Genomic DNA, 22,891 nt, shown 5'->3' on the forward strand with positions numbered 1-22,891 from the left:
CATAGAACAGGCGCTTTTCTTCCGCAGGCATGGTCAGCTTGCCGTCATCGCCTTGACGGAAACGAAAGTCTCCGGCAAGACGAACCCGATCCCATTCGAGACCTTTGGCCTTGTGGACCGTGGAGATGAGGTAGTCGGCACCGTCTTCAGGTGAGACGGACGCCAGTAGCCGACGCAGATAGTCGACACCGTGCTCGTCGATGAGTTTCACCAACGGGAGCAGATCCCGGCCGGCGAAGCTCTCCGCGTAATCCTGGACGTCCTCCCAGGATTCGAAGAGGGCGAGCGAGGCTGGATACTCGATCCGCTGACCGTGCTGCAGGCGCTCGGCACCGTCGACGAAGGCTGTAAGCTCGGCGAGGTTCGCACGAACGGCGACCTTGTGCCCGCGATGTAGGCCTAGTGCCAGTTGCGCGAGAACGGTCGTGTTCTTCCTACAGAGAACCGCGTCGACCGGTAGTTCGCCCGCCACGGCATCGTTGACGATGCTCGAGGCGATCGATGGCTGACCACGCACCGGCATGCCCTCGTCCATGAGACGCAGGATGCGGCTGGCAAATGACGCGATGCGATGGCCGAACCGGAAGCTCTCGGTGAGCGCATATTCGGTGGCACGGATGTGGTCCATGGCATTGACCGCGCCGCGCCATTCGTAAATCTGCTGGTAGGGATCGCCTACGTAGACGATTTGTGCTGCCTGGTGCCGGAGCACGGATAGCATGAGACCGTCCGCGTCCTGGGCCTCGTCGAACAAGATGAAGTCGGCCGGAATCATGGGGCGGCTGCGTTCCCATAATTTCAGGTAGATGTCATGGCTGATCGACGCGGGAGATGACGGGTTGATGGACTCTGCCCAGAGGCACTCCACATACGGCAACAGTTCGGCGCGGATGGCATCGGCCGCCTCGTCGGTCACGACGGGATCAACCGGGATGTGCCAGGCTTCGGGGAGGCCTGCGCCGACCGGCAGAACCGAGCGACGCCATCACCGACCATCCGGGCGAGCTTGCTGGCACTCAACTCCAGGTCCTTGCCGATCGCCGTTGGGACGCGCAGGGCAGAGAGGCCGTAGCGCAAGGCTCGCTGGTAGGGCGGCTCAACCGGATTGCGTAATTTGCGCGTGATCTCCGGGGCGACGGCCCGGTAGGCCCACGAGTGGAAGGTCTGGCAGCGGGTGTTCGCCGGGAACTTGCGCTGCGCCTCGTTCGCGATCTCTCGGTTAAAAGCGAGATAGAGGCCGCGGGCTCGGGCGCGAGCGTCGGCCGCAAGGCACAGGGTCGATGTCTTTCCTGCGCCGGCGTAGGCCTTCACCTTCACTGGCTTGCCGGTTCGGACTGCCTCTACGACGGCGTGCTGCTCATCAGTCGGCCTCATCATGCCAGTCTCAGTCTCATCGGCGTTTGGACATGGGGGCGGGGCGCGCTTCCACAATTGCCTGATACGCAGCTCGCGCCGCGGCGCTCCTGCGCTCCCCTTCGCCGGTCACGCTTTCGACGACATAGATATAGTATGTCGGCGAGGTCGGGCCAACCCAGGCTTCCCACCGCGCGCGGATCACGGCGCGGACTGTCTCAGGTTGCGCGAAGTACATCCTGCGGCCGTGCCGCCAATGCCTGGCGTCCAATTCGCGCATGGTGCGCTCCAAACGGTCAGCCCTTCTTTGGCGGCGGGTGATCTCCTCCGTCGCATCGTGCTGCTCAGCCTGGATGTGCTCGCTAAACAGCGGATACCGCGCTTGCTCCCTCTGCAGCTTGCGCGCGAACGCAGCCTGTCGGCGCTGGTTAAAGTCGATGGGTTGGTAACGTTCGCGGCGGGTGAATCGCATAGTGTCGAAGTATTGTTGGGTAGTTCTAGCCTACCGGCCCGCCAGCGTTGTCAAGGCGGGCGCAGCTTTCCAGAGAGCATTTTGGCGCGAGATTGGGTGGCGTCAGCCTTGGAAAGCTGTATGATTTCGCGTCGCTTTTACGGTAAGCCGCTTCGATGAGAGAGGTTTCGCTCGGCCCGCGTCCCGCCTCGGAGCGGGAGATGGTCTCGCCTGGGGGCGAGTACTATCAGGCCCTGACCACGATTGATGCCTTCGCCTTCCGGCGTATGTTGGACCGCGTGTTCTGGCATCCCGAGCCGGAGGTACTGCGGTTCGAGGTGCGAGCGAACCCATCCCCTTTGGGCAGCATCTATGACGTGGTTGCCCTGGTGTCGGACACCGGGGAGGCCTGGTTCAACAGAGACCTAATTCCTGGTCGTTGGGACTATGTCGCATTCTCGGAAATTGGTTGGGGAATGGCCAAGCTGTACCGGCAAGAGGCCATCAATGCCGGCCGAATCCGCGAGGAGGATGGCTCAGCCGTCGGCGGCAGGCCGATGCCGGATTTCACGCATCTGCAGGATCCGGCTGAGCGCGAACGCTACCGTTGGGCGCTCATCAACCACCTGCGCAGGCAAGGGCGATCGGACTAGCATGGTCTTCCACCGTTGGCGGCTTTGCGGTATTCTCTCGGCAATTCTCGCGTCGTAGACGCATCGACCCCGCCATCTCCGCGATGGCTAGCATAACTGCCCGGTCCACGCCGGCAGTCTTCAACCCCTCGGGACTCACGTCCCGGATGGGCGTGTTCCCTCTCCGGAGCATTCCCATGCAATTCGTTTCCCAACAGGCATCACCGCCGTCGCGTATTGCTGCAGCCCACGCTGGCTCTTGCGATCGTGCTCGACACGCCGCCATCGAAATCACCCGCCGGTTTGTGCTGTCCAAGCTTGCCTTGGACCGCAAGCCTGTCGGTGCCGTGGTGTTGCGCAAGAGCTTCCAGGTGTCCGAAGCCGGCCGCCTGACTGCTACCAGTGTTCAGACCATGGATGCCGCGCTCAACGCGGTGATGGCCTTCGCTGAAAGCTGCGACATGGATGACCTCGCGGCTGAGCTTCTCCTGCTCAATCTGTACGGCTGCCTGGGAAGGCGGGCGGTGCCGCTGCCCGGTCTCGAGCTAGCGTTCTTTAAAGGCTGGTGCGAGTTCCGCTTCGACGCCGAGCTCGGCAACAAGCTGCTTGCGTTCGTCGAGAAGCATGGCGGCCAATTCTTGATGGACCACTACTGATTCGTCTCTTCTCTTTCCAACCGTGGGGCTTGCCCCCATGGGCCAAGCTCCCTCCACGCGGAGCCATCATGATCTTTTCCACGCGTTTCGCCGCCGGCGTTGTTGTCGCGCTGATGCTGGACCTGCTGTCGGTCCTGTACTGCCTGATGGCGACGCGGGACGACGCTGTTCTGTTGCAGCAAATGCTGTCGTGCGCGGCCATAGGCGCGCTGCTTCTGGTTGGCTGTCTGCTCCGGGCGCTAGCTACGCTGGACGCCGGCAATAGTCAGATCGGCCAGGCGTAAGGCCGGTCGTTCTCACTCTCACCCACTGGGGAACGCCCCCAGTGGGGCTTCCCGGACGTTACTACTTGGAAGCCACAATGAACCTTCTCCCCATCCGGATCGAAGTCGGACCCGTCCCTGCCGAAGAGGCGTGCGCTCAGGTTGGCGATCCCGACTATGTGGCGCGCTCGCGTAGCGAGACCGCCGTCTATATGCGCCAGCTGCAGCGGATCTTCGGCTTTCCGCCGCCAGAGCAACTGACATTTCAACGGCAGGGCTTTTCTCATGACCTTGGACGGTACTACGAGGTTGTCGCGTGCATGAGCCGTCGCGGCGAAAGTCGCTTTGACGAATCGAAGCTGCCAACGACCTGGGACCATATTGCCCGCGCGGAACTCACCTGGACTCTGCTGAGCCGGCGATACCGTGAGGAATGCTGGACTGGCATGCGCGCGCCGGATGAGGTGCCGCTCCTGTATCTCGGTGCGGTACCTGACTTTCCCGACCATCCCGTCGCCTACTGGATGGCGCTGGGCTGGACGCCAACGGCGGCAGCGCCGGCGCTTGCTTACCACTGACCCATAACACATTCTTTTGACCCGTCCGGGGGCGATTCCCGAACGGGAGCGCTTCCGGCTTTTCATTGACAAAGCCATGTACAACGCAATTGTTTCCAAGTTCGTCGAGGCCCAGAAGGTTGCCGAGGCGGCCTATCAAACTGCAGTCGACTTTGAGAGGGCGCAGCTGCCAGGGCTGGAGTCGCACCTCTACAGCGCGCAAGTTCGTAGTGGCTACTCCACGGCGCGAGAACTCTCTTCGTTTTGCGAGCACGTAGCGGGATGCATCCTGATGCGCGCTAGTAAGGAGTTCGCGCCCCAATCCACCCAAGTTAAGCAGCGCAAAGAAGGCCGCGATTGATCAACGCAAGGTCTTGACACGTGAGGAGATTTGAGCGGCCGCCGCCCTGCTTGCGCAGTTTTTTGCGCAAGCAGGGCGGCGGCCAATAGAGGATCATTTTTCGATCCTCGCTTGGCTCTCATGCCCCTGTCCGATTTGTTCGCTACGCTTACCGAATATCTGCACACCAAGGATTTTCACGATCTTGCCCGCCATCCCAAACGTCCCGCTGCCTTCACCCGCCGGCGCAAGCTTACCCTGCCGACACTGATCGCTTTCATGCTCGGCAACTTGCGCATGGGCGTACAAGCCGAACTCGATCAATTCTTCGCCGCGCTCGCCCGCCAGAACACTTTGTGCCGGTGCATCAGTGAACAAGCCTTCGCCCAGGCTCGCAGCAAACTCAGCGGCGATGTCTTTGCTCACCTCAATGACTGGCTGCTTCAGCAAGTGTCCAACCATTTGCCGCGCTGGCATGGCTTTCGGCTGGTCGCCGCGGACGCCTCACACCTGCGTTTCGCCATCCGCCACAGCCATCTCCCTCGAGCCGCCACCCGCGATCAACTCGCCTTCGGCCTGTACTTGCCCGGTGCCGAGATCACGCTCGCCGCCTCACTGCACAGCGTGCACGAGAACGAACGCCAGATCCTGTTCGAGCATCTGGATCGCCTGCAATCCGACGACTTGCTCTTGCTTGACCGCGGCTACCCCGCCCGCTGGCTGGTGGCCGTGCTCAACGAACGAAAAATCCCTTTCTGCATGCGCGCCGACGGCAGCGGCTTTACCGCCGTGCGACACTTCGTCCGCTCCGGCCGCGACGAGGCCATCGTCACGCTCCCGGCTCCAACCCGCAATGACGCGCGCGACTATGAATGTGCGGCTACCCCACAGACCGTCCGGCTGATCCGGCAGATCTCGCCAGCCGGTAAGGTGCGCGTGCTCATCACCAATCTGCTCGACATGCACCGCTATCCGGCTGCCACCTTCCGCGATCTCTATCACCAGCGCTGGCGCCTCGAGGAGGCTTTCAAACGCCTCAAACACCGTATGGCACTCGAACATCTGTCCGGTCTCTCGCAGTTGGTTGCCAGGCAGGACTTTGGCGCCAAAATCCTCTGCGACAATCTCCACGCCCTGTGCTGCCTCACCGCCGCGCAGGAACATGCCATTGACTCGGACCATCGGATCAACCGGACCTACGCCATCACTGCCCTCAAACGTGTCCTGCCTGCGGCGCTGCTCGGCCTGCGATGGGCCAAGGCTGCTCTGAATGAAACCTTGACCTTGATCGCAACACGTATCCATCGCGTGCGACCGGATCGCGCCAAGCCTCGACCGCCTCGTCATAAGCCTCATCGACATGCCGCCTATAAGGCTTGCTGAGGGAGGCTTAACTTGGGTGGATTGGTTCGCGCCCCCGGCGCTTGCCTGAAGCTTGACGCATCCGAAGAGCGTAAGCGAGCGGGCCTGGACATCGGCAACGCATTGGACCGCGGCAGCATTCCAGACCTCGATGCCTACTGGGACTCCCTTCGTCGGCAATACGACGCTGGCGGTGGCGCAATGGCAGCCTATCAGCAAGCGGCGCAGACCATGATTCGCTGCTTTGGCTTGGCGCGAAAGACGGAGGTTCAGCGCACGGCGTCAGCGGTCGTGCTTCGTAAGGGCGCCACCTCGGAGGCGGCGCCCGGTGGCCGCGGCACGCGCCGGCTTGGCTACTACAGCTACGACCACACAGCTCAGTGCCTCCAAGCACTGGCCACGTTCGCAGGGACGGTCGGCAATGATCTGCTAATCCGACAGTTGAGCGCGATCAGCGTGTATCAAATCGAGTACAACTACCGCGAGAAGAGGCAAATGTCGGGGCTTGACATCGTCTTTTTCAAGGACCAATGGGAGTTTCGTTTGTCGCACCAGCTTGCCGACGATCTGATGCTCTTCATTGGCGAGCACGGCGCGGCCTTCCTGGCCGAGCGCGATTAATCATCGCAATCCATTTACCCTCGGGGGCATCCCGATGGGGTGCTCCCATGACCCGGAGCACCACTATGTACAACATTGTTGCAAACGCATTCAAGGCGGCCCAGGAGAGCCGCCGCGAGGCCTACCAGCTTGCGCACAATATTGAGATGTCCCGGCTACCGGCCAGTGACATGGACGCGATCAAAGTGCCGTTGCCCCTGGAGCGCGAGCGCGAGTTGTTCGGCTTCTATAAGCGGCTGGTGACCAAGATGGTGGCCAAGGCATCCGAGCAGTTCGCGCCACCGGAAGCGCCCCTTGCCATCGACGAGACGCGTCTTCTGCTCGACGGCAAACACAACGTTTGGGATCTGATTGAGATGGGCCGTGAGCCCGATCTCGATGTCCTCTGGGGCCTGCTGGTGCAGGTGTATTCCCAAGAGGGGGCGAGGGTCGCCTACAAGCAGGCTGCGGCGGTGTTGGTGAACGCCTTTGGCGCTTGCGAGACGCTACCGGTGAAGTGCACCCGCGGTGTGGCGATCCTCCGTGCGGACCTGTTGTCTGAGGTGGTCGACACGGCAACGCACACGCGCCGGTTGCTGCCGGCCGCGGCTCATGAGGCAGGGCGTTTGTTCCTGTCGCTCGCAGCAGCTGCTGAGATCGGAGGGCATCAGGCGACGGCTGCCAGTCTGCGGCAGTTCCAACTGTCGCAGAGTTTCGTCACGCCGCAGCGCCGCACGTTCCCGGAGCTTGACGTTGTCCAGTTCAACACGCGCTGGAAATTCCGTCTGTCCCACTGCCTGTGGGATTCCGTCTCGGGCTTTCTGCAAGAGCATTCGCGCTCTGCCTCGGCAGTTGAGTGAGAGCCGCCATGCACAAGACATTTCGAGATAAGGACGGCAACCTCGTCGAGGTTGTATCGGTCGTGATCGCTCCGCTTGCCGGTGGCGATTCACTCGCCCTCACATGGGATGCGTTCTCAGACCAGTGTACGCCGGCGGAGGACCGCGCCTATCGGCGCGTCCAGGTGACGCTCGAAGAGCCGGCGGAGCTTTCCTTGCCGGCCTACTCGAACGGGACGCGGTGGAACAGCTGGTTGGTTCCTGAGCTTCCTTTGTCGAGTATCCGGCAGCTTGCCCAGCTGATTCCCGACGTTGTAGAGGTCGACGACGCGGGGACGGCATTCGTGCGGGATGGCGAAGATGTCATCCCCGTGGCCACGACGGAGATTGAGGTCGGCGGCGAGAGGATCCTGACGTACTGCATCGAAGGATGGTGCTGGGAACTCGCCACAACGACCTGATGACATTTTGAGAAATATCCATTTCATTTGCCCCGCCTTGTGCGGGGCTTTTTCGTTTCTGGAGTCTCTATGAATCATTGGTACGAACCTTTGCGCAGCCTTGTGAGCCTCGGCTCGCAGGCTGGCAAGATCGCAAATATGGGCGAGCTGCACGCCGCCAGGCAGCAGCATCTCTCCCAATTCTTCACCCCCGACTTGATCGCGCGCTTGATGTGGTCGGTCGTGGCCGATTGGACGCCGAATCGCAAGGTGTCGATTCTGGACAACTCGGTAGGCTCCGGCCGCCTCTTACAGTTCGCCGACCCCGCTCGACACGTGGTTTTCGGTGTTGACGTGCATGTACCAACGATCGAAGCGGTGCAGGGAACGTTCGAGGCCGCGGGTTTCGAAGGAAGCTTTCGGCACGCGGGAATGGAAGACATTCACCCAACGCGGTTCGACGTGGCCTTGATCAATCCGCCGTTCTCGATCCACCTGGAGTCTCCTCACCTGAAGCCCTTTGGGCTGACGCATTGGGGGCGGTTTGGGCCGAACACCAGTGCGGTCAGCCACGAGTATGCGCTGCAGCAGGCGCTGGATGCCGCACAGGTTGTCGTGGCCTTGCTGCCCATGAGTTTCGTCGAACGGACCCTCGAGGCCGAGCTGCATAGCTGGACAGATCCCGCAGTCGACATGCTCACGCGGCTCGTCGGTGTATTCGAGTTGCCAGCCAATGCCTTTCGGGAGGAGGGTGCGGAAGTGCGCACAGGAATTGCCGTGTTTGGGCGGTATCGCAGCCACGGCAAGAAGGTGGTCCGGGAGAAGGTCAAAACCCTGGATTCGGCTTTGCCTACCCTGGATCTAAATTGGGACGATCGCAAGTATGGTGATCCACGGCTGAATCACCAGTTGCTGGATGAGGAAGGCCCCGCCATCACAAGGGCTGTTACCTCGCAGAAACGGGTACGCATTGGCCACGACGGCAGACGGATCGTGCTGGGCTTTGACTGCGGCTTCACCGAAGCCATGGTCTTGAACCGGATCTTCGAACGGCGGATCGTAGCTCTGGACGGGCAACGCCTTCCCAAGGGCTTCCGGTACGCAGGGCAAGCCCGGCTCGATCTCGAAGCCTACATGGTGCAGGCTGACCCGATGGCTGCGTTCGATGGATTGCTGCGCTTGATTCGCAGCGCTGGCGGCGAGCCTGTCCTTGCAAAGGGCTTTTTGGCCCACTTCGGTGCCCGTTTGCGGCGCAGCCTGCGCCAGGCCACGCCATTGCGGCATATTGCCTGGATCGCGGGCTCGGCGTCTGCCGAGACACTGGAAGGGATAGCACGCAAGACCTTCTGCGTCGATCGCACTCGCTGGGGCAGCCCGGTGGTAAAGACGGGAGAAACGCTGACGTTTGCCCGTACAGACGGCGGTCGCTATACCTATGAGCGGGCGGGGCAGAGTTATACCGTGTCCCTGGACGAGCTGAACGCACTGGCACTGGTCGAGAACCAATCCGAGGGGTGGGAAGCTGTGCACGAGGGGCTTCGCACTCGGTATCCGGAGATGGCGGCCGCCCTGCACGCACGGGCCCGTGCGCTGGGCATTGATCGTTGGCTGGACTGGGAATTCCAGCAGGATGACCTGGTCGAGTTGTTGCTCAAGCCTCTGGGAACGGTCGTGGCATGGGAACAGGGTTGCGGCAAGTCCCGGCTGGCGGTGGCACTGATTCTGCTGTCGGGGGTTAGGCACGGCCTGATCGTGGTCGAATCTCGGCTCATCAGCGAACTGCAAAAGGAGTTCGCCAAGCTGGATTTGCCATGCGAGGCGGTGCACATCATCAACGGACCAGAGGACCTGGGCACGTTAAGCCGCATCAACCTGATCTCCTATGAGCGCTTGCGCATGGTGGTAGACCGACGGCAGTCTTTGCGGGCTACCTACGCGCATCGTCTACGCCGGCGGATCGGATTGCTGGTGGCGGACGAAGGCGAGCGGTTGGCCAATCCCATGAGCGACCAGAGCCGCGCCCTATGGCAACTGTCTGCCCGCCGGCGATACGTTCTCACCGGCAGCCCGATACCGAACTATCCGCGCGATGTGTTCGGCTTGATCGCGTTCACTGGTGGGGACGGTACCGCGGCGCAGCCTTACGGCTACCGGCGTGGGTATCTGCAATCCAGCTGGCTAGCGACGGTACAGCATGCGGTGCGCGGCATTGAACAGTTCCGGAACGACTTCGTCGTGCTCGAATGGGTCACCTGGCAGTTTGCGGAAAGCCTGCAGGACGGGGCGAAGCGGGAGGTGCCCAAGATCGGCAATCTGCCGCTGTATCGCCAGATGCTGGCGCCGCACGTGAAGCGCCGGCTGGTCTGCGAACCGGAAGTGGCTCGGTACATCCAGATCGACGACCCGATATCGGAGGTTGTTGAGACGGAATGGGATCCCGGCCACCTTGCGGTGTATATGAAGGCGGCCGACGAGTTCGCTGATTGGTACCGGACCGTCCGCGGGGATGGGAGGGCAAACAACCTGCTGACCATCCTGGCCAGGATTCGCGCCGTGCACTTCGCTGCCAACTATCCGCAACACGGCCTGGACGGCGTCGAGCGGCTTCATCAGTTGACCAGCAAGCAACGGGCGGTGATTGATCGCATGGAGGAAATCTCGGTAGCCCCCGTGGCAGACTAGTTGACGCCTCTAAATTCTTTTCAAGAGAAAGATAGAGGCATAGATGAAAGCAAAGTATTCTTCGGCATTCATAGAGCAGGCGCGGGTCAAGGCGTATTCCCGCGGAGAGCGGACAGTACATGCCGTGGCGGAAGATCTGAACGTCAGCTATCACACCTTAACTGGACAGTGCCAAGTTCTTCTACGCTGCCCGCTGCATGGGTGGCCAATCGTGGAGGGGACCGTCTTGGCGCCTATATTTGTCGAGGATTTTCGTGAGGCCTGGTACCGAACTGCAAGTCGCGAAAAATGTTGGCAGGCCTGAGCGCAGGGCGTTTGCCACGACCAGTTCCGATGGAGGCATCGCGACATTCATGGTGCGCAGCCAACTCCAAAATCCATGCCAAACCTTCGCTGTGTGGTTTATGGCCAGGTGCAGCAGGAGTCCCTGTGCGACGGCGCCGAGCTGCACATAGGCATGGAAGGCGCGCATCTTTCGGCGCACGCCATCGCGGTACTCTTGTGATTCTCGGTGCAGATACTGGTCGCCACTGCCGCGGCGCAGCGGCTTCATGCCGGCCATCCAAAAGTGATAGGCATATGCACCCAGCACATGCACCGCTTGACGAAACCCCAATTCGATTTTGAAACGGTAGCCGTAAAGCGACAGAATCTGCAATGGTTCAAGTGTCAAGTCGGTACAGAGCAGGAAAATTGTGCCTCGCTGGGGATGGTGAACGATCACGAAACGCACCAACCGGCCAACGGGTCGCCACATCAAATTCAGCGCGCGATACCGCAGCGTCACGTTGCTGTCGCCGTAGACTGGACTTGGTGCGCTGGTGAAGGCGCCTTCGTCGCTGGCCAGGTCCTTGAGGCGCACCTTGCTCCCATAGATGGCAGGGCGTCCCTTGCCTCGTCGCTCAGGCTGAGCAGCAGGCAGATAGGCTACCGCATTGCTTTTGGCGCGCGAAATCAGGTGATGCCCAGCTGCCAAAAGAGGGGCAATAACCTTGGCGCTGGCGTAATATGCATCGGCAACAAGCAGCACCTGGCGATCCATGTCAGTGGCCACACGCTTGAGCAATTTCACCAACTTATCAAGCAGCGTGGACGAGTCACGATTGGAGAACACCAGCCCTTCGTGAATGCGCGAGGTCAGCGGCACTGCTGCCACTTGCCCCGCTGCGGAGTGCACCAACAAAGATATCGCCTGTAGCGAATGACCCATGATGTACTCGGGCTTGGTGTTCGAAGCCGACTGCTGATGTAACAACTTCACGCCCGGCATGCGTTTGCCCTCCTTGGGTGCCTTGATGCCGTCGGCAAGCAGAACCACGCGCGAGCCGATCTCGAACGGCTGAAACAGCTTGAGGCACAGGCGCGACCAGCAAGCAGTCAGCACATCCAAGTCCAAAGCGTCGCTATGAAACAGGTGCAGAAAGCGGTGATATGCCGCATCGCCGAAGTTGAGTAGACGCACAAAGCTGGTGACCCCTGCATTGTCGCTGCGACAGCAAAGACCGACCAGAGTAAGCAGCATCCAGAGAAACGTTCGTGCACGAGAACAGGCGGGGCGAAGCTCAGCAACGGCGGCGAGCCAGTGGGACCAAAGAGTCATCAGAAAGTTTTTTGATAATTATCCGATAGCACTATAATACTATCGGTAAAATCTGAAAAACTTTTGTCACACGAAACCGTGGAAGTTCAAGTCATGAGCACTCGTCGCGAAGCAACGTTGGAAAAGCAGATAGAGAAGACCAAACAACAATTGGTCGAGATAGGCGACATGCGTCCGGGCACACTGTCAACGCAGTACAACGTATGCGGCAAAGCGGGGTGCCGTTGCAAGGCAACGCCGCCGCAAAAGCATGGTCCCTATTACCAGGTCAGCTATACGCGCAAGGGGAAGAGCGGCAGCAAATTCGTGAAGAAGGAGGATTTGCCAGAGGTGCGCCGTCAACTGAAAAACTTTGAGCGCATGAAGATCCTGTTGGATCGCTGGATCGACCTATCGATGGAGTTGTCAACTTTGCGGCTGGCCAAAACCGGGGACTGAGCTACCGGAAGAACTTGGCACTGTCCAGTACCAACGGAAGAACCTGGAAATCGCCTGGGGGCGAGTAAGGGCCAACCGGGGCAGCGGCGGTGTAGATGGAATCAGCGTGGCGGACTTCGCTGAGCAGGCGGACCAGCAACTGGACCGCCTGCAAGCGGAATTGCGCACGCGCACCTATCAACCGCAACCGGTCAGGCAGGTCTCGATCCCGAAGATGGGTAAGCCGGGAGAGTTTCGTAAACTGGGAATTCCGTCGATCTACGATCGCGTGTGCCAGCAAGCGTTGCTCAACCGGCTGGAGCCCCTCTTCGAGCCGATATTCGACGATGCCAACTTCGGCTATCGGCGAGGGCGATCGACACACGACGCTCTGCGCAAGATCTGGAAGGAGATCGAAGGCGGTAGGGAATGGATTGTAGACGCCGACCTCAAAGATTTTTTGGGTCGGTGGATCATGACAAACTACTGTCGCTCATTGCCCGACGCATTTCCGACGGTCGGGTGCTGGGGCTGATCAAGGCGATGCTCAAAGCTGGCAGCTTTGGCGAGGGCCGCCTCTTCCCGAGTGAGCGTGGAACGCCGCAAGGTGGGGTAGCATCACCTTTGCTAAGCAATATTCTCCTGACGCCGTTTGATCAGGAGATGCGACGCAGGGGCTATCAGCTTACCCGTTACGCGGATGATTGGGTAATCACCTGCTCATCCAAGGCGGAAGCGCATGCCGCGATTGCGGCGGCGACGAAGATCCTGACCGCACTGGGCGTACAACTGCATCCGCAGAAGACGCGAATCGTGCATGTTCGATTTGGATTCGAGTTTCTCGGCTACAAGATCAAGCGCGGGCGGCAGTTGTCGCTGCCCGCAGCCAAGATCCGCAGTGGCGTTCGATCGGGTGCGCTGTATGCGTATCCTCGAGAGAAATCGGTTCAGCGGCTCATGGATCAGGTGCGTCGTCTCACACAGCGGTGCGTCCCGCTTCGAACGCGGGAACTGATTGATCGTCTCAATCCCATCTTGCGGGGCTGGGGGCACTACTACAAGCGCTCTCACGTCCGAAAGCTCTTCAACCGACTCGACCGATGGATCGTGCGGCGATTATGGTCGCACCGACTAAAACGCTGGCGCAATACGGGCTGGAAAGTATTGCCCACGGCTCGGCTGTACGGGGAGTTCGGGTTGGTGAACCTTGTGCAATTGATACCTTCTATTGCTTCTCAGCATGCTGCATCTTCGTGAAAGCTGCATGCCGGAAAACGGCACGTGCAGTTTGTGCGGCGGACGGAGGCCAGCGCGCAAGCGCGCCTCCTCCGACCCAACAGCGACGAAGCCCGCGAACAAGGCCTGGAAACGGGCTGCGGAGTGGGTGGAGCCAAGGGCGGGGACCAAGGGGAACACGGGTCAGCCACACACGCGCCGGGCACAGAACCGGGCAAGCGTGTCACAGGGGTTGGAACGTGTACGGCAAGCGGCAAAGCAGCGGAAGAAGGAACGGTTTACCGCGCTTATGCACCATATCACGATCGACAGGCTTCGGGATTCGTTCTTTGCGCTTAAACGCAATGCGGCCCCCGGAGTGGACGGCGTGACGTGGCGGTACTACGAGGCGGGACTGGAAGAACATCTCCAGCGCTTGCACGCGCAAGTACAGAGCGGAGCGTATCGGGCGCTGCCCGTTCGGCGGCAGTACATACCGAAGCCGGATGGCAAGCAGCGTCCGTTGGGGATTGCGGCGCTGGAGGATAAGATTGTCCAGCGCGCGGTGGTTGACGTGCTCAACGGGATATACGAGACAGATTTCCTCGGTTTCTCGTACGGGTTCCGGCCCGGGCGTAGCCAGCACGATGCGCTGGACGCGCTGGCAACGGCGATCACCAGCACCCCGGTGAACTGGATTTTAGACGCCGACATTCGGAGCTTCTTCGACTCGGTCAGCCAGGATTGGCTGATCCGATTCATGGAGCACCGGATTGGCGATCCACGCATCATCCGCCTTGTGCGCAAGTGGCTCAAGGCGGGCGTCCTGGAGGACGGAGAATGGAGCGTCAGTGAAGAAGGCACGCCACAGGGGCTGTGATTTCGCCCCTGCTCGCGAACGTCTATCTGCACTACGTCTTCGATCTCTGGGCTAACCGGTGGCGACGGCGCGAAGCCAAGGGCAACGTCATCATCTCGCGGTACGCGGATGATGTGGTGGTCGGCTTTGAGCACGAAGCTGACGCGCGGCACTTCTGGGATGCGATGCGACTGAGGTTGGAGGAGTTCTCGCTGGTGCTTCACCCGGACAAGACGCGGCTGCTTGAGTTTGGCCGCAATGCAGCGGGCAGGCGCAAGCGGCATGGTCTTGGCCGACCGGAGACCTTCTCGTTCCTGGGCCTCGTCTATATCTGTGGCAAATCCCGTCGCGGTGCCTTCCAGCTTCAGCGGAAGACCCGTGGCGACCGCATGCAGGCGAAACTCAGGCAAATTAAGGAGGAGTTACGGCGGCGCATGCATGAACCAATACCCATCCAAGGGCACTGGCTCAGGCAAGTGGTACGCGGCTATTTTGCGTACCACGCGGTTCCTACGAACTCGCGGGCGCTCGTGGCATTTCGTTATCACGTTACCAATCTCTGGCGGCGCTCGCTGCGGCGGCGCAGCCAGAAAGATGCCATGACGTGGGCGCGGATGACCCGGCTCGCCGATGACTGGCTCCCGAGACCTCGAATTCTTCATCCGTGGCCCAGCGACAGATTCGCCGTCAAACACCCAAGGTGGGAGCCCGGTGCCTGAATTGGGCACGCCGGGATCTGTGCGGGGGTGCCCAGCAATGAGCATTCCTACCGCGATATTTTGCATCCCCCACACCCCTGCCGCCTCTACGAGGCGGTCATTGCCTGCAAGAAGAGAGGTTCACGCGTCCGGGCGGCGAGAGGTTCGCCACTTCGTGGGCCTGAAGGCCAGTCTGCCGGCGTGCTCATGCGCGATGCGGGTTCCGCTTGAGGCGGGCGTAGCGCGGATAGCGCCCGTCAAGCATTTCTTCTATCGCATGCAGGCGGTCTCCGTCCTCAGGGTCAGGGGGCACTCCAGCAGGTTTGTGTCTGCACAGAAACGCATGATTTCCGACAGCAGCGCTTCGCGCCGCGGCGGTGGGAAATGCAGGCGTCTGGCTTTGGTCCAGCAGCGATAGCCGGCATGGGTGAGGGCAAGCAGGGCGTCGGGCGTGCCATCGAGGTTGGCAGCGAGGGCCTTGGCTTCCAACTGCAGGGGGATGGTGATAGTCATTGGCTCGGCTGGAGATTCGTCAGGGCAATCCAACGGGAAGCAATGTGCGCGCGGTTTCCCGTTCCTTCCTCGACATCGGCTTCGGCGGTCAGGCCACTCGGTCCTTGGAAAAGGGCCCGGATGGTTGCCCAACGGGGCGCAATGCCAGGCAGGTGTCGGTAGGCGTGAATGACGCGCTCGCCCACCGTGAACGGCCCAGCGCGGCGGAAATAGGGCAGCCCGTTGGGAAAGTGCCCGATCTCTTCGGAGAGTTCATTGCCTAGGCCGTCCAGATACTGGCCGAGCTGGGAGCGCTGCATCCCGATGCCGCCGCTGGTTTCCATGATCGTCGGTGCGCTGCCAGCACCGACCTGACGCGCCAATCGCTCCACGGCCGCACGCATCACCCGACGGTAGTGCATGCCGCCGGCGAGAAAGACCGGGCCGACCTGGTCGGGCCACACCGCACCGGCCATCGCGGTCGACAGGTCCGAGACCATGATCTCCGCGCGATCCGCAGTCATACGGGCATCGTAGGGGGCAATCTCCGCGTCCGGCTGGATAAAGCCATGCTGTGCCGAGAGAATGATGACCTGGGGCTGCGCATCGGCTCGCACGTGCGCGCGAAACGTTTCATACATGACGCCGCGGGGGCGGGGCGGTTGAGTTTCGTGGCGGAGCAGGCCATCAGCACCAACGGGCGAGCCATTGATCGTGCGACGGATCCGCGAGCAAGCTCGTCGAAGAGGTTGAGTTGGGGGAGTGGGCCCGCATCGAAAGCACCTGGGTGATGAACGTGCATCCAATCTACCCGGGCGGGGCTGAAGTCAAGGTCGGTTCGTCGAAGCCCGTCAAATGTCGCGGCCGGCGCGTTTGGTATTGCGTGCACCGACAATCGAGGCTTCGCTGCGCGTCGCCAACTCCGGAATTGGCATCTGCATCATGTTGCGAGCAGCCTCGCGTATCGCGCTCGTGAGGCACTCACGTTTGCCAGCCAGGTCAAGACTCCCATGGTCCCGGATCAAGCGGGTCGCGTTGAAGCGCCAAGCGGGAAGCCGTGCGGTGGCTCCGGACTCGGGTGCCGCGCTGATGCCGACGGTGGCGTGGCACACATGGTCCATTCCCAGTTGAACCGTATCGTAGTGAATCACTAGGACCGTGCCGGCGGCACTAAAAAGCGCTCGAACTCGGTCGAAATCAAATCCTGCACGACGGCGCCTGGATTACCTACCGGCTCGTCGCCGTAGGCGAGGACGCCAAGAGCTAATGCAGGCGGGGCGGGGTGGCAAAGGTGAGGGCGGCGCTAATTGCGGCGATGGTGCTACGCATTTATTTCTCCTGACGGATGAAGGTCCTTCGGCTTCCAAGCCGGAACCTTGAGTGCTCAGTCTGTCAGGATGCCCTCCCACCAGCGAAGTCAAGAGGCGGCGGCAGGCGGCTTGCGGCTGCGGGCGGGTCTCTGCGCGTCGCTACCGGCGCCGTGGGCGTCCATTTCCGCATGGCCCTTGGCCTCGGCCTGCTTTGCGGCTTCGGCCAGTCTTTCCCGCAGTGCTTTCAGTTCTGCCTGAGCGCCGGCAGCAACGCCGACGGCCTCGGTCAGTCTCTCTCGCGTGGATTGGTGCGCGGCCTGCGCTTCCACCAGCTCCACGCGAACGCGCCCCTCCCGTTGCTCCGCGCTGGCCAGCCGCGCCTCGGCTTGTGCCTGGGCCGCTTCGGCGGCAGCCCTCCGTGCCTCGGCGACGGCGGCCATCTTGTCAGCTTCCGTGCGTGCCGCTTGCTCAGCAACCAGCTGGGCCCGAAGCTGTACCAATTCCTCCTCGAGGCGCGGCACCGCTTCCAGCCTGAGTTCGGCCTGAGCCAACATGCGCCGTACAACGGCGGTATCCTCGCGCTCGCGCTCGGCATCTTGGGTCAGACGCTCGATCTCGGCGGATTGACCAGCGGCTTTGCCGGCGAGCGTGTCGCGCTCGGTGGTGATCTGGAGCAATTGCTCTGACAACGCGTCTCGCTCTGCCTCCAGCGCTTCGCCGTTGGCGCTGTACACGGAAAGCTCGTGCAGCGCCTGGGCCAGCGCCGCTTCCGATTCAGAGGCAGCTTCCTCGGCGACCTTGGAAAGCTCCGCACCCAATGCCGATAGCAGGCGCGTGTTTGGTTCGCTCACCTTGCGCGGCGCTGGCTTGAGATGGCTCCGCCAAGAGGTCCAGTGTCGGTGGATCGTGTTCATGCTTCCGCTGTTACCCAGCCGTTCACGAACGGCCGTCAGCGTTGGCTTCTGGTTTTCAGCGATCAGCGCGTCGGCCGCGGCGGCGACGCTTTCGTAGGATACCCCTTGGCGAGCCATATTGCATCCTCCCGTAGCGTCGTATCGTATAGGAAATAATACGATACGATACGATACGCTATTTTTCCCAACCCGGCGCCTAAACCGGTCGGCAGGAGCTCGAACTGGGGTCGCTTCAGAATTCAAAAATTTTTGCACGGTAAGCGATCTATTCGCCCCGACACGATCTTTGGCCCCCGCTCTGAGGGCCACGGCCTTGAAAGCGCTCTGGCAACCGGCATGGTTTGGCGAACCCATGTCTGGCAAGGGTTCGCGGCGCTCCTGCATAGAGCCGGGGGATTCTTTGACCATCAGTTTCGCCCAAAAACCTCACTGTGAGGAAGTTATCGCAACAGCACGCCTTCCCAGTCGGTTTTCTGCCTGCCCGGCCGCGCTGGGCCTGGAATGCCGTTCTCCGTGTCGGGTTGGCGTTCTTTACCCTGTTGCGCCAGATCGACGAAGACCAGATGCAAGCCGCCCATCAGAATGGCTGCTGCCATTGTGGCCATCCACTCCACCGAGCCGACTATCCCCGCAAGCCGCGGGGTTGCGCCCGGATTGCAGCACGCGCCTGAGCCTATGCTGCGCCGGCTGCCGCAAACGCACGACACCGGGCTCGGTCCGGTTCCTGGGCCGGCGGGTCTCGGCTCCCCTCGCCAGCAACGCTAGCCCAGCATGGCTTCACGCTGGCTGAACTGAACGCCTGGCTCGAAGGTAAGCGTCAGCGGAACTCGTCTGGCGAGTAGCGGGCGGGGATGAGAAGGTAACAGCTTCACGGTAGCTGGGTGCGGCAACCAAGGTGTGAGGTGAACGTTATACAACCGGACTGGCAGCCGTTCCGGCCAATCCCCCTTGAATGGAGGCTTATCTGATCAGGCATCCGCCGGTTGAGTTGTAACTCCAGGGCGTGGCACACTGGCGCAGTCTCCTTCATTGCTGGACACAATAAAGGCGACATCTTCTCTCAGGGCAGTGCTTGCACGATCCCTGAGGGAAGCTCTCCGGCTTCCCTCATCGTGCTTGATCAAATCTCACAGATTCGACATCACAAACGCCGCTCATGCTCAGCTACTCACCAGGCCAAGCGCGCGGGCCAGCGCCCGGTACAGATCGACTCGACCATACTCGGTTTCGGCCAGATAGTGACCAGATAGCGATGTGGGTTGAGTGTGCGGGTGATGTGGCGTAGCGCGGGTCTTGCCCACGCCGGGCTCGCCGGTGAGCAGGCCGATGCCGGGGCTGGTCAGCAGCCACTGGAAGCGCTCGGTCAACTGGGCGAGCGCGAGCCCGGCCTTGGTGGCTCAATCGTCTTCGCAATCATCCTTGCATTCTCCGGACCGGCCGGCAGCTTCCGCAGGCGTCGTCTGACCGCGTACAGTTGTTGCCTGCACAGCCCGTGCTCGCGGGCGTACGCTGAAATCGTCTTGCCCTCTCGCTTCGCAGCTTCGATGTGCGCCATCGAATCCATGCCTGCCGTGCTGTCACTCATATAGCCATCCTCAGCTCGCTGAAAATGCTACATGCTCCGCGATTCAACGCATCTCGCGAGGGGCGTACTTGAAGGACCGAATAACAAGTATTTGCTTAGAACTAAGATGAGATCGACGTATATGCTAAACACTGTAGTAGGCGTAATTTGAATCGCAAACCGGCTTGAGTTCGCAGTGCCCGGATAAAAGCGCCAGTGTACGCGCACTGCTGCGCTGATTGAATTGAGGGTACAGCCGATATCTCCACGGATGTGGAGGAGCCGTGCTGACTGTGCCTTTATGGGCAGTGGTTAAAATTCAATCGGCGCGGACAAATGTAGGCGGATCTGTGGGCGTGAATTGCGGTCCATATCTAGGCTATGTTTCTATGTCATGAAAGGAGATTGTGATGCAAGAGCTTTCAATGGAGCAGTTGGATTCGATCGCTGGCGGCGGCTTGGCCTTTGGCGGCAGCAATTGGTACATCCTGGGAGGAGCAGGAGTTGGGGCAGTTGGTGGTGGGGTCATCGGTGGAGTGCTTGGTGGCCCGCTGGGTGCGATGAGTGGAGCAGGCAGTGGGGCTATGCTTGGCGCGCTCGTAGGAGGGCTTATTGGCGGCAGCGGCAGTTAACCACCTCGAGCAACCGGCCGGACGGCGGCCGAGGGGCGGAGGCCCCCGCCGCCGCCCCTTTTTGTGCGCTCAAATCTATACGTGCAGAACTGCCCCATATGCTCAGCCTTGCTTGAGCGCGAAGAAGCGCCGAGTCGGATAAGTGGGGCGTTGGTGCATGGATAGGCCAATGAAAGGTTGGGGTAAATATGGTAACGATCTAACAATTGGTGGTGTCCCGTTGAAGGTTTGGGATGGCTGAAGTCTGCCTAGGCTAGGCAGAATATAACTCGAGTGTCTGGTGTGGCGTTCTGTCAACGAGTACGTCGCTCACCACAACACCAACCCGAAGCCGTTCATCTGGACCAAGAGCGCTCGCGACACATCCTACAAACGGTCATTGGCGCCAACCGCCGCTTAAATGGAACACTGCACTAGCCCTACGGCTTGGGCCTGAGCGGCTGGGCAGCGCCCAGCCTCAACAGGCTCGGATTCCGCCCGCAAAGCCGCAGTGTCTGAGTGACGCCGTTAACTTGGTTGACATGTTGGGCGGGCATCGTGTCCGCATGGACGGTTGCAGGTTACGTTGTCAATTTAATCGGGCAAAGCGTGCGCACCGTCCGGGTGAAACGGCACCGGCGCAGCCTCGCACGGCATAAAATCAATGCGAATGGCGAATTCTTTCATCAGGCATATCTGCTTTGGCATGTGGATATGTTCCAGCTTCTGCGCGTTGCCCGTTACCGGCTTCTGCGAGGAGGCGCGTTCCTCTGGCATGTATCAGATTGTTCAGTCTGCTGTAGAGCAAGATTCGCGCTTGCAGCAGGCACGCAGCCAGATTGGCGCGGCCGACGCACTAATCGATGCCGCGAAGGCCAGCTATTTGCCAACGCTATCACTGCAAGCGAATGCAGATCGCAATGACCGCTGGGGGCGCGTTACGGAAATATCGCTTGGTGAAGATCGCGGTCTGACCAGCTCGCTGCAAATCCGCTGGAATCTCTTTCGCAGCGGCGCCGATCTTTCTCACGTGGCCGAAGCAAAGGAAGACTTCGAGGTCGCGCGAGCCGAATTACGTCGGACCCGCCTCGAAGTCTTGCGGGATTTGATCCTGGCGATGTTAGAGTATCGCAAGTATGCCGCGTTGATCCTCAGTGCTACCCAGTACGGTGATCAGACACGGGAATTTGCCAAACACTTGGACCGCTCCAGGCAACTCGGGCAGACCTCCGCCCTGGAAATGGAACGTGCATTGGCTCGCAATCAAGACGGGATGCAAAGTCTCCAGCGATTTCTGGCACAGCGTGATGCGGCGGCAACTGCTTTACTGAATAGGTTCGATCTCCCCATTGGAGGGATATTGCCCCCGTTGACGGCGGTGTCCGCGCTATCAGCGATACAACTGTCCGCGGGGCTCGAAGATTCAGAGATTTGCAATCCGGATCGATTGGCCGGTATGCCTGCTATTGTGCAGCGTGAAGCTGAGCTGGCAGTGAGGCAGCATCAGGTTAGCGCAGAGCGCGCACAATATGGCCCGCGGGTGGATTTGCAGCTGATGCGGAATTCCGGACGTCATGCTTATGATGGCCTGACCGGTGGATTGTCCGAAAAAGAATGGAAATAACACTGACGATTCCGCTGACTGATGGCGGGTATACCAGTGCAAAGGTGCGGAAAGCGACTGCGCTATCAGAGCAGGCTCAGGCCGCGCTTGAGACTGCACGCACTGACGCGATCGTTAATCAGCAAAAAAACTGTGCGCAGTTGCGTGCTGCCCGATTATCTGCCGCCAGTGCAGAAGACGCGTGGCACCGGATGGAAAAAGTGATGACGGGCCTCGAACGGGAACGTCAGATGGGGTTTAACAATACGTTCGACATATTGGATGCTTCACGCGACCGGTTTTCGGCAGCACGCGAGTTCATCGAGCAGACCTATGACGTCCGTCGACTGTTGATTGGCCTCCGCCTGGCCCAATCCAGTGGGAATAATGACGGGCCATACGCGGACCTGATCGGTGCGATTCTGAACGGTCTATGATGGTAAAAAGGATCCGCGGTCGTCTGTTTCGCTGGGCTGGAAAACATTTCCTTCGGCGAAGGAGCAACGTGCTTCGTTGGGCGTTCGCGCTGGCCACATGGTTACCCGATACCGCTTCGACACTACGGGTCGCAGCGCATATGCAGGACAGACTATCGTTAGGTGCGGATGATGCATTGATGCGAGCCCGCAAACATGCCGCGATGTTCCGGGTCTGCAGGCTGTTGCCCCATCTGTATGCGTCAATGCCAGATGACGCTGTTCAGCAAATTGTTGCGCGATATCAATTCGATATTCGGGGCGCACAAAGTGGCTCCGCGCCATCATGCGGAGAGCTAGTGGCGTTCATGCACACGTGGGACTACTGGTATGGTGTGATGGCGCTGATGATCCGCGCTGGCCGTGCGCGTGCAGGGTGCGTGGTGCGCTTGCAACGCGATGCAAACGACCTCGCGGTTGCGCAGCGCATGGAGCGCGCCGGATTTTCGCTTATATTCGTCGACGGTAACAGTCATTCCGCGCTTCGGCAAGTTGTACGGACGCTTCGCGGCGGCGGGATTGTGTTTCTATTTTCGGATTTTTATCCACACTCAGACCGCGCAATATCGGTTCATTGGTTTGGTCAATGTGGGCGCTTACCGTCCGGTTTGATCGACATCGCGGCATTGGCCAATGTGCCTGTATCGATTGCGGAAACACATATCGATGACGTGTACCGGGAGTGGATACAGTTGACCCCCGCATTCTCCGACGTCCCTCAGCCGTCTCAGTTGGCCATGCAACAACTGGCGACAATGTTCGAGCAACGAATCAGAACAAGCCCAGAACAGTGGCGCTGCTGGGAACATTTCGAAACATATTTTTACCGGCCGGCATCACAGATCCAGCGTGAAGTGGTCCGTCTGATGAGGAAACGCAGTGAGGAGCGGGCGTGACGATGTTCTCGCGGTTTTGTCACCGACGACAGCCGACTCAGGTTCCAGTCGACCCTAGTGG

Annotated in this window: 25 protein-coding genes and 2 pseudogenes; 17 read left to right on the forward strand and 10 right to left on the reverse strand. The window is 60.5% G+C overall.

Annotated elements, in window-relative coordinates:
- From OMK73_RS36995 to OMK73_RS37005, 3 genes are all read right to left on the reverse strand, one after another.
- The coding region (locus OMK73_RS36995) for a UvrD-helicase domain-containing protein (protein ID WP_267606664.1) at positions 1-916 on the reverse strand (916 nt) is incomplete at its 3' end.
- Positions 913-1,317 carry a hypothetical protein gene (locus OMK73_RS37000; protein WP_267606665.1) on the reverse strand — a complete coding sequence of 135 codons (405 nt, stop codon included), beginning with the start codon at positions 1,315-1,317 and terminating at the stop codon, positions 913-915. The genes OMK73_RS37000 and OMK73_RS36995, both read right to left, overlap by 4 nt.
- A gap of 73 nt (positions 1,318-1,390) precedes the next feature.
- A complete protein-coding gene (locus tag OMK73_RS37005) occupies positions 1,391-1,825 on the reverse strand; it encodes a hypothetical protein (RefSeq protein ID WP_267606666.1) in 435 nt (144 codons plus the stop codon).
- Positions 1,826-2,025: 200 nt separating this feature from the next.
- On the opposite strand from OMK73_RS37005, the gene OMK73_RS37010 reads away from it, so the two are divergent.
- The 10 genes from OMK73_RS37010 (at position 2,026) to OMK73_RS37055 (ending at position 10,175) form a co-directional block, all read left to right on the forward strand.
- A complete protein-coding gene (locus OMK73_RS37010) occupies positions 2,026-2,457 on the forward strand; it encodes a hypothetical protein (RefSeq protein ID WP_267606667.1) in 432 nt (143 codons plus the stop codon).
- 176 nt (positions 2,458-2,633) lie between these two features.
- Complete coding sequence (locus tag OMK73_RS37015) at positions 2,634-3,092, forward strand: hypothetical protein (RefSeq protein ID WP_267606668.1); 459 nt, start codon at positions 2,634-2,636, stop codon at positions 3,090-3,092.
- Positions 3,093-3,160: 68 nt separating this feature from the next.
- Positions 3,161-3,376, forward strand: a complete 216-nt coding sequence (locus OMK73_RS37020) for a hypothetical protein (protein ID WP_267606669.1) — start codon at positions 3,161-3,163, stop codon at positions 3,374-3,376.
- Between the two features lie 65 nt (positions 3,377-3,441).
- On the forward strand, positions 3,442-3,933 hold the full coding sequence (locus OMK73_RS37025) for a hypothetical protein (protein ID WP_267606670.1): 492 nt from the start codon (positions 3,442-3,444) through the stop codon (positions 3,931-3,933).
- A 76-nt stretch (positions 3,934-4,009) separates the two neighbouring features.
- Positions 4,010-4,273 carry a hypothetical protein gene (locus tag OMK73_RS37030; protein WP_267606671.1) on the forward strand — a complete coding sequence of 88 codons (264 nt, stop codon included), beginning with the start codon at positions 4,010-4,012 and terminating at the stop codon, positions 4,271-4,273.
- A gap of 120 nt (positions 4,274-4,393) precedes the next feature.
- Positions 4,394-5,635: an IS4 family transposase gene (locus tag OMK73_RS37035; protein ID WP_267606672.1), complete on the forward strand. Its 1,242-nt coding sequence runs from the start codon at positions 4,394-4,396 to the stop codon at positions 5,633-5,635.
- Positions 5,636-5,647: 12 nt separating this feature from the next.
- Positions 5,648-6,235, forward strand: a complete 588-nt coding sequence (locus OMK73_RS37040) for a hypothetical protein (protein ID WP_267606673.1) — start codon at positions 5,648-5,650, stop codon at positions 6,233-6,235.
- Between the two features lie 65 nt (positions 6,236-6,300).
- The gene (locus OMK73_RS37045) at positions 6,301-7,074 is read left to right on the forward strand and encodes a hypothetical protein (RefSeq protein WP_267606674.1); all 774 of its coding nucleotides are present in this window, start codon (positions 6,301-6,303) and stop codon (positions 7,072-7,074) included.
- Positions 7,075-7,082: 8 nt separating this feature from the next.
- Positions 7,083-7,514, forward strand: a complete 432-nt coding sequence (locus OMK73_RS37050; RefSeq protein ID WP_267606675.1) for a hypothetical protein — start codon at positions 7,083-7,085, stop codon at positions 7,512-7,514.
- Between the two features lie 138 nt (positions 7,515-7,652).
- The gene (locus OMK73_RS37055) at positions 7,653-10,175 is read left to right on the forward strand and encodes an SNF2-related protein (RefSeq protein ID WP_267606676.1); all 2,523 of its coding nucleotides are present in this window, start codon (positions 7,653-7,655) and stop codon (positions 10,173-10,175) included.
- 181 nt (positions 10,176-10,356) lie between these two features.
- Here the strand turns inward: OMK73_RS37055 and OMK73_RS37060 are convergent, their stop codons facing one another.
- The gene (locus tag OMK73_RS37060; RefSeq protein WP_267606677.1) at positions 10,357-11,775 is read right to left on the reverse strand and encodes a transposase; all 1,419 of its coding nucleotides are present in this window, start codon (positions 11,773-11,775) and stop codon (positions 10,357-10,359) included.
- 93 nt (positions 11,776-11,868) lie between these two features.
- On the opposite strand from OMK73_RS37060, the gene OMK73_RS37065 reads away from it, so the two are divergent.
- From OMK73_RS37065 to ltrA, 4 genes and pseudogenes are all read left to right on the forward strand, one after another.
- Positions 11,869-12,213 carry a DUF6788 family protein gene (locus OMK73_RS37065; RefSeq protein WP_267606678.1) on the forward strand — a complete coding sequence of 115 codons (345 nt, stop codon included), beginning with the start codon at positions 11,869-11,871 and terminating at the stop codon, positions 12,211-12,213.
- A 214-nt stretch (positions 12,214-12,427) separates the two neighbouring features.
- Positions 12,428-12,987, forward strand: a pseudogene (locus OMK73_RS37070) (reverse transcriptase domain-containing protein); the annotation flags it as partial.
- Positions 12,988-13,149: 162 nt separating this feature from the next.
- Positions 13,150-13,449: a group II intron maturase-specific domain-containing protein gene (locus tag OMK73_RS37075; protein WP_267606808.1), complete on the forward strand. Its 300-nt coding sequence runs from the start codon at positions 13,150-13,152 to the stop codon at positions 13,447-13,449.
- A gap of 7 nt (positions 13,450-13,456) precedes the next feature.
- A pseudogene (gene ltrA, locus OMK73_RS37080) lies at positions 13,457-14,985 on the forward strand (group II intron reverse transcriptase/maturase).
- 249 nt (positions 14,986-15,234) lie between these two features.
- On the opposite strand, the gene OMK73_RS37085 reads toward ltrA, so the two are convergent.
- From OMK73_RS37085 to OMK73_RS37110, 6 genes are all read right to left on the reverse strand, one after another.
- Complete coding sequence (locus tag OMK73_RS37085; RefSeq protein ID WP_267606679.1) at positions 15,235-15,477, reverse strand: hypothetical protein; 243 nt, start codon at positions 15,475-15,477, stop codon at positions 15,235-15,237.
- Positions 15,474-16,097, reverse strand: a complete 624-nt coding sequence (locus OMK73_RS37090) for a DUF6884 domain-containing protein (RefSeq protein WP_267606680.1) — start codon at positions 16,095-16,097, stop codon at positions 15,474-15,476. Before OMK73_RS37090 ends, OMK73_RS37085 begins: the two co-directional genes overlap by 4 nt.
- A gap of 776 nt (positions 16,098-16,873) precedes the next feature.
- Positions 16,874-18,088: a DNA-binding protein gene (locus OMK73_RS37095; RefSeq protein WP_267606681.1), complete on the reverse strand. Its 1,215-nt coding sequence runs from the start codon at positions 18,086-18,088 to the stop codon at positions 16,874-16,876.
- 32 nt (positions 18,089-18,120) lie between these two features.
- Entirely contained in the window at positions 18,121-18,276 is a 156-nt protein-coding gene (locus tag OMK73_RS37100; RefSeq protein ID WP_267606682.1) for a hypothetical protein, read from the reverse strand.
- A gap of 564 nt (positions 18,277-18,840) precedes the next feature.
- On the reverse strand, positions 18,841-19,047 hold the full coding sequence (locus OMK73_RS37105; protein ID WP_267606683.1) for a hypothetical protein: 207 nt from the start codon (positions 19,045-19,047) through the stop codon (positions 18,841-18,843).
- 1,402 nt (positions 19,048-20,449) lie between these two features.
- Positions 20,450-20,632 carry a hypothetical protein gene (locus OMK73_RS37110; RefSeq protein WP_267606684.1) on the reverse strand — a complete coding sequence of 61 codons (183 nt, stop codon included), beginning with the start codon at positions 20,630-20,632 and terminating at the stop codon, positions 20,450-20,452.
- Here OMK73_RS37110 and OMK73_RS37115 point away from each other — a divergent pair.
- The 3 genes from OMK73_RS37115 to OMK73_RS37125 all read left to right on the forward strand — a co-directional run bounded on the left by OMK73_RS37115 (position 20,631) and on the right by OMK73_RS37125 (position 22,830).
- Positions 20,631-21,479 carry a TolC family protein gene (locus tag OMK73_RS37115; protein WP_267606685.1) on the forward strand — a complete coding sequence of 283 codons (849 nt, stop codon included), beginning with the start codon at positions 20,631-20,633 and terminating at the stop codon, positions 21,477-21,479. The genes OMK73_RS37110 and OMK73_RS37115 overlap by 2 nt on opposite strands.
- Positions 21,470-21,895, forward strand: coding sequence for a TolC family protein (locus OMK73_RS37120; protein WP_267606686.1), 426 nt, complete (start codon positions 21,470-21,472; stop codon positions 21,893-21,895). The genes OMK73_RS37115 and OMK73_RS37120 overlap by 10 nt, the downstream gene beginning before the upstream one ends.
- Positions 21,896-21,963: 68 nt before the next feature.
- Positions 21,964-22,830 carry a hypothetical protein gene (locus OMK73_RS37125; protein ID WP_267606687.1) on the forward strand — a complete coding sequence of 289 codons (867 nt, stop codon included), beginning with the start codon at positions 21,964-21,966 and terminating at the stop codon, positions 22,828-22,830.
- Positions 22,831-22,891: the final 61 nt, after the last annotated feature.

The sequence above is a fragment of the Cupriavidus sp. D39 genome (genome assembly GCF_026627925.1).
GTDB lineage: Bacteria > Pseudomonadota > Gammaproteobacteria > Burkholderiales > Burkholderiaceae > Cupriavidus > Cupriavidus ulmosensis.

Coding starts and splice junctions, on each gene's coding strand:
- OMK73_RS37005 (WP_267606666.1), bottom strand. CDS start 1,825: ATGCGATTCACCCGCCGCGAACGTTACCAACCCATCGACTTTAACCAG.
- OMK73_RS37010 (WP_267606667.1), top strand. CDS start 2,026: ATGGTCTCGCCTGGGGGCGAGTACTATCAGGCCCTGACCACGATTGAT.
- OMK73_RS37015 (WP_267606668.1), top strand. CDS start 2,634: ATGCAATTCGTTTCCCAACAGGCATCACCGCCGTCGCGTATTGCTGCA.
- OMK73_RS37020 (WP_267606669.1), top strand. CDS start 3,161: ATGATCTTTTCCACGCGTTTCGCCGCCGGCGTTGTTGTCGCGCTGATG.
- OMK73_RS37030 (WP_267606671.1), top strand. CDS start 4,010: ATGTACAACGCAATTGTTTCCAAGTTCGTCGAGGCCCAGAAGGTTGCC.
- OMK73_RS37035 (WP_267606672.1), top strand. CDS start 4,394: ATGCCCCTGTCCGATTTGTTCGCTACGCTTACCGAATATCTGCACACC.
- OMK73_RS37045 (WP_267606674.1), top strand. CDS start 6,301: ATGTACAACATTGTTGCAAACGCATTCAAGGCGGCCCAGGAGAGCCGC.
- OMK73_RS37050 (WP_267606675.1), top strand. CDS start 7,083: ATGCACAAGACATTTCGAGATAAGGACGGCAACCTCGTCGAGGTTGTA.
- OMK73_RS37055 (WP_267606676.1), top strand. CDS start 7,653: ATGGGCGAGCTGCACGCCGCCAGGCAGCAGCATCTCTCCCAATTCTTC.
- OMK73_RS37060 (WP_267606677.1), bottom strand. CDS start 11,775: ATGACTCTTTGGTCCCACTGGCTCGCCGCCGTTGCTGAGCTTCGCCCC.
- OMK73_RS37065 (WP_267606678.1), top strand. CDS start 11,869: ATGAGCACTCGTCGCGAAGCAACGTTGGAAAAGCAGATAGAGAAGACC.
- OMK73_RS37075 (WP_267606808.1), top strand. CDS start 13,150: ATGGATCAGGTGCGTCGTCTCACACAGCGGTGCGTCCCGCTTCGAACG.
- OMK73_RS37085 (WP_267606679.1), bottom strand. CDS start 15,477: ATGACTATCACCATCCCCCTGCAGTTGGAAGCCAAGGCCCTCGCTGCC.
- OMK73_RS37090 (WP_267606680.1), bottom strand. CDS start 16,097: ATGTATGAAACGTTTCGCGCGCACGTGCGAGCCGATGCGCAGCCCCAG.
- OMK73_RS37095 (WP_267606681.1), bottom strand. CDS start 18,088: ATGGTCAAAGAATCCCCCGGCTCTATGCAGGAGCGCCGCGAACCCTTG.
- OMK73_RS37100 (WP_267606682.1), bottom strand. CDS start 18,276: ATGGCAGCAGCCATTCTGATGGGCGGCTTGCATCTGGTCTTCGTCGAT.
- OMK73_RS37115 (WP_267606685.1), top strand. CDS start 20,631: ATGTATCAGATTGTTCAGTCTGCTGTAGAGCAAGATTCGCGCTTGCAG.
- OMK73_RS37110 (WP_267606684.1), bottom strand. CDS start 20,632: ATGCCAGAGGAACGCGCCTCCTCGCAGAAGCCGGTAACGGGCAACGCG.
- OMK73_RS37120 (WP_267606686.1), top strand. CDS start 21,470: ATGGAAATAACACTGACGATTCCGCTGACTGATGGCGGGTATACCAGT.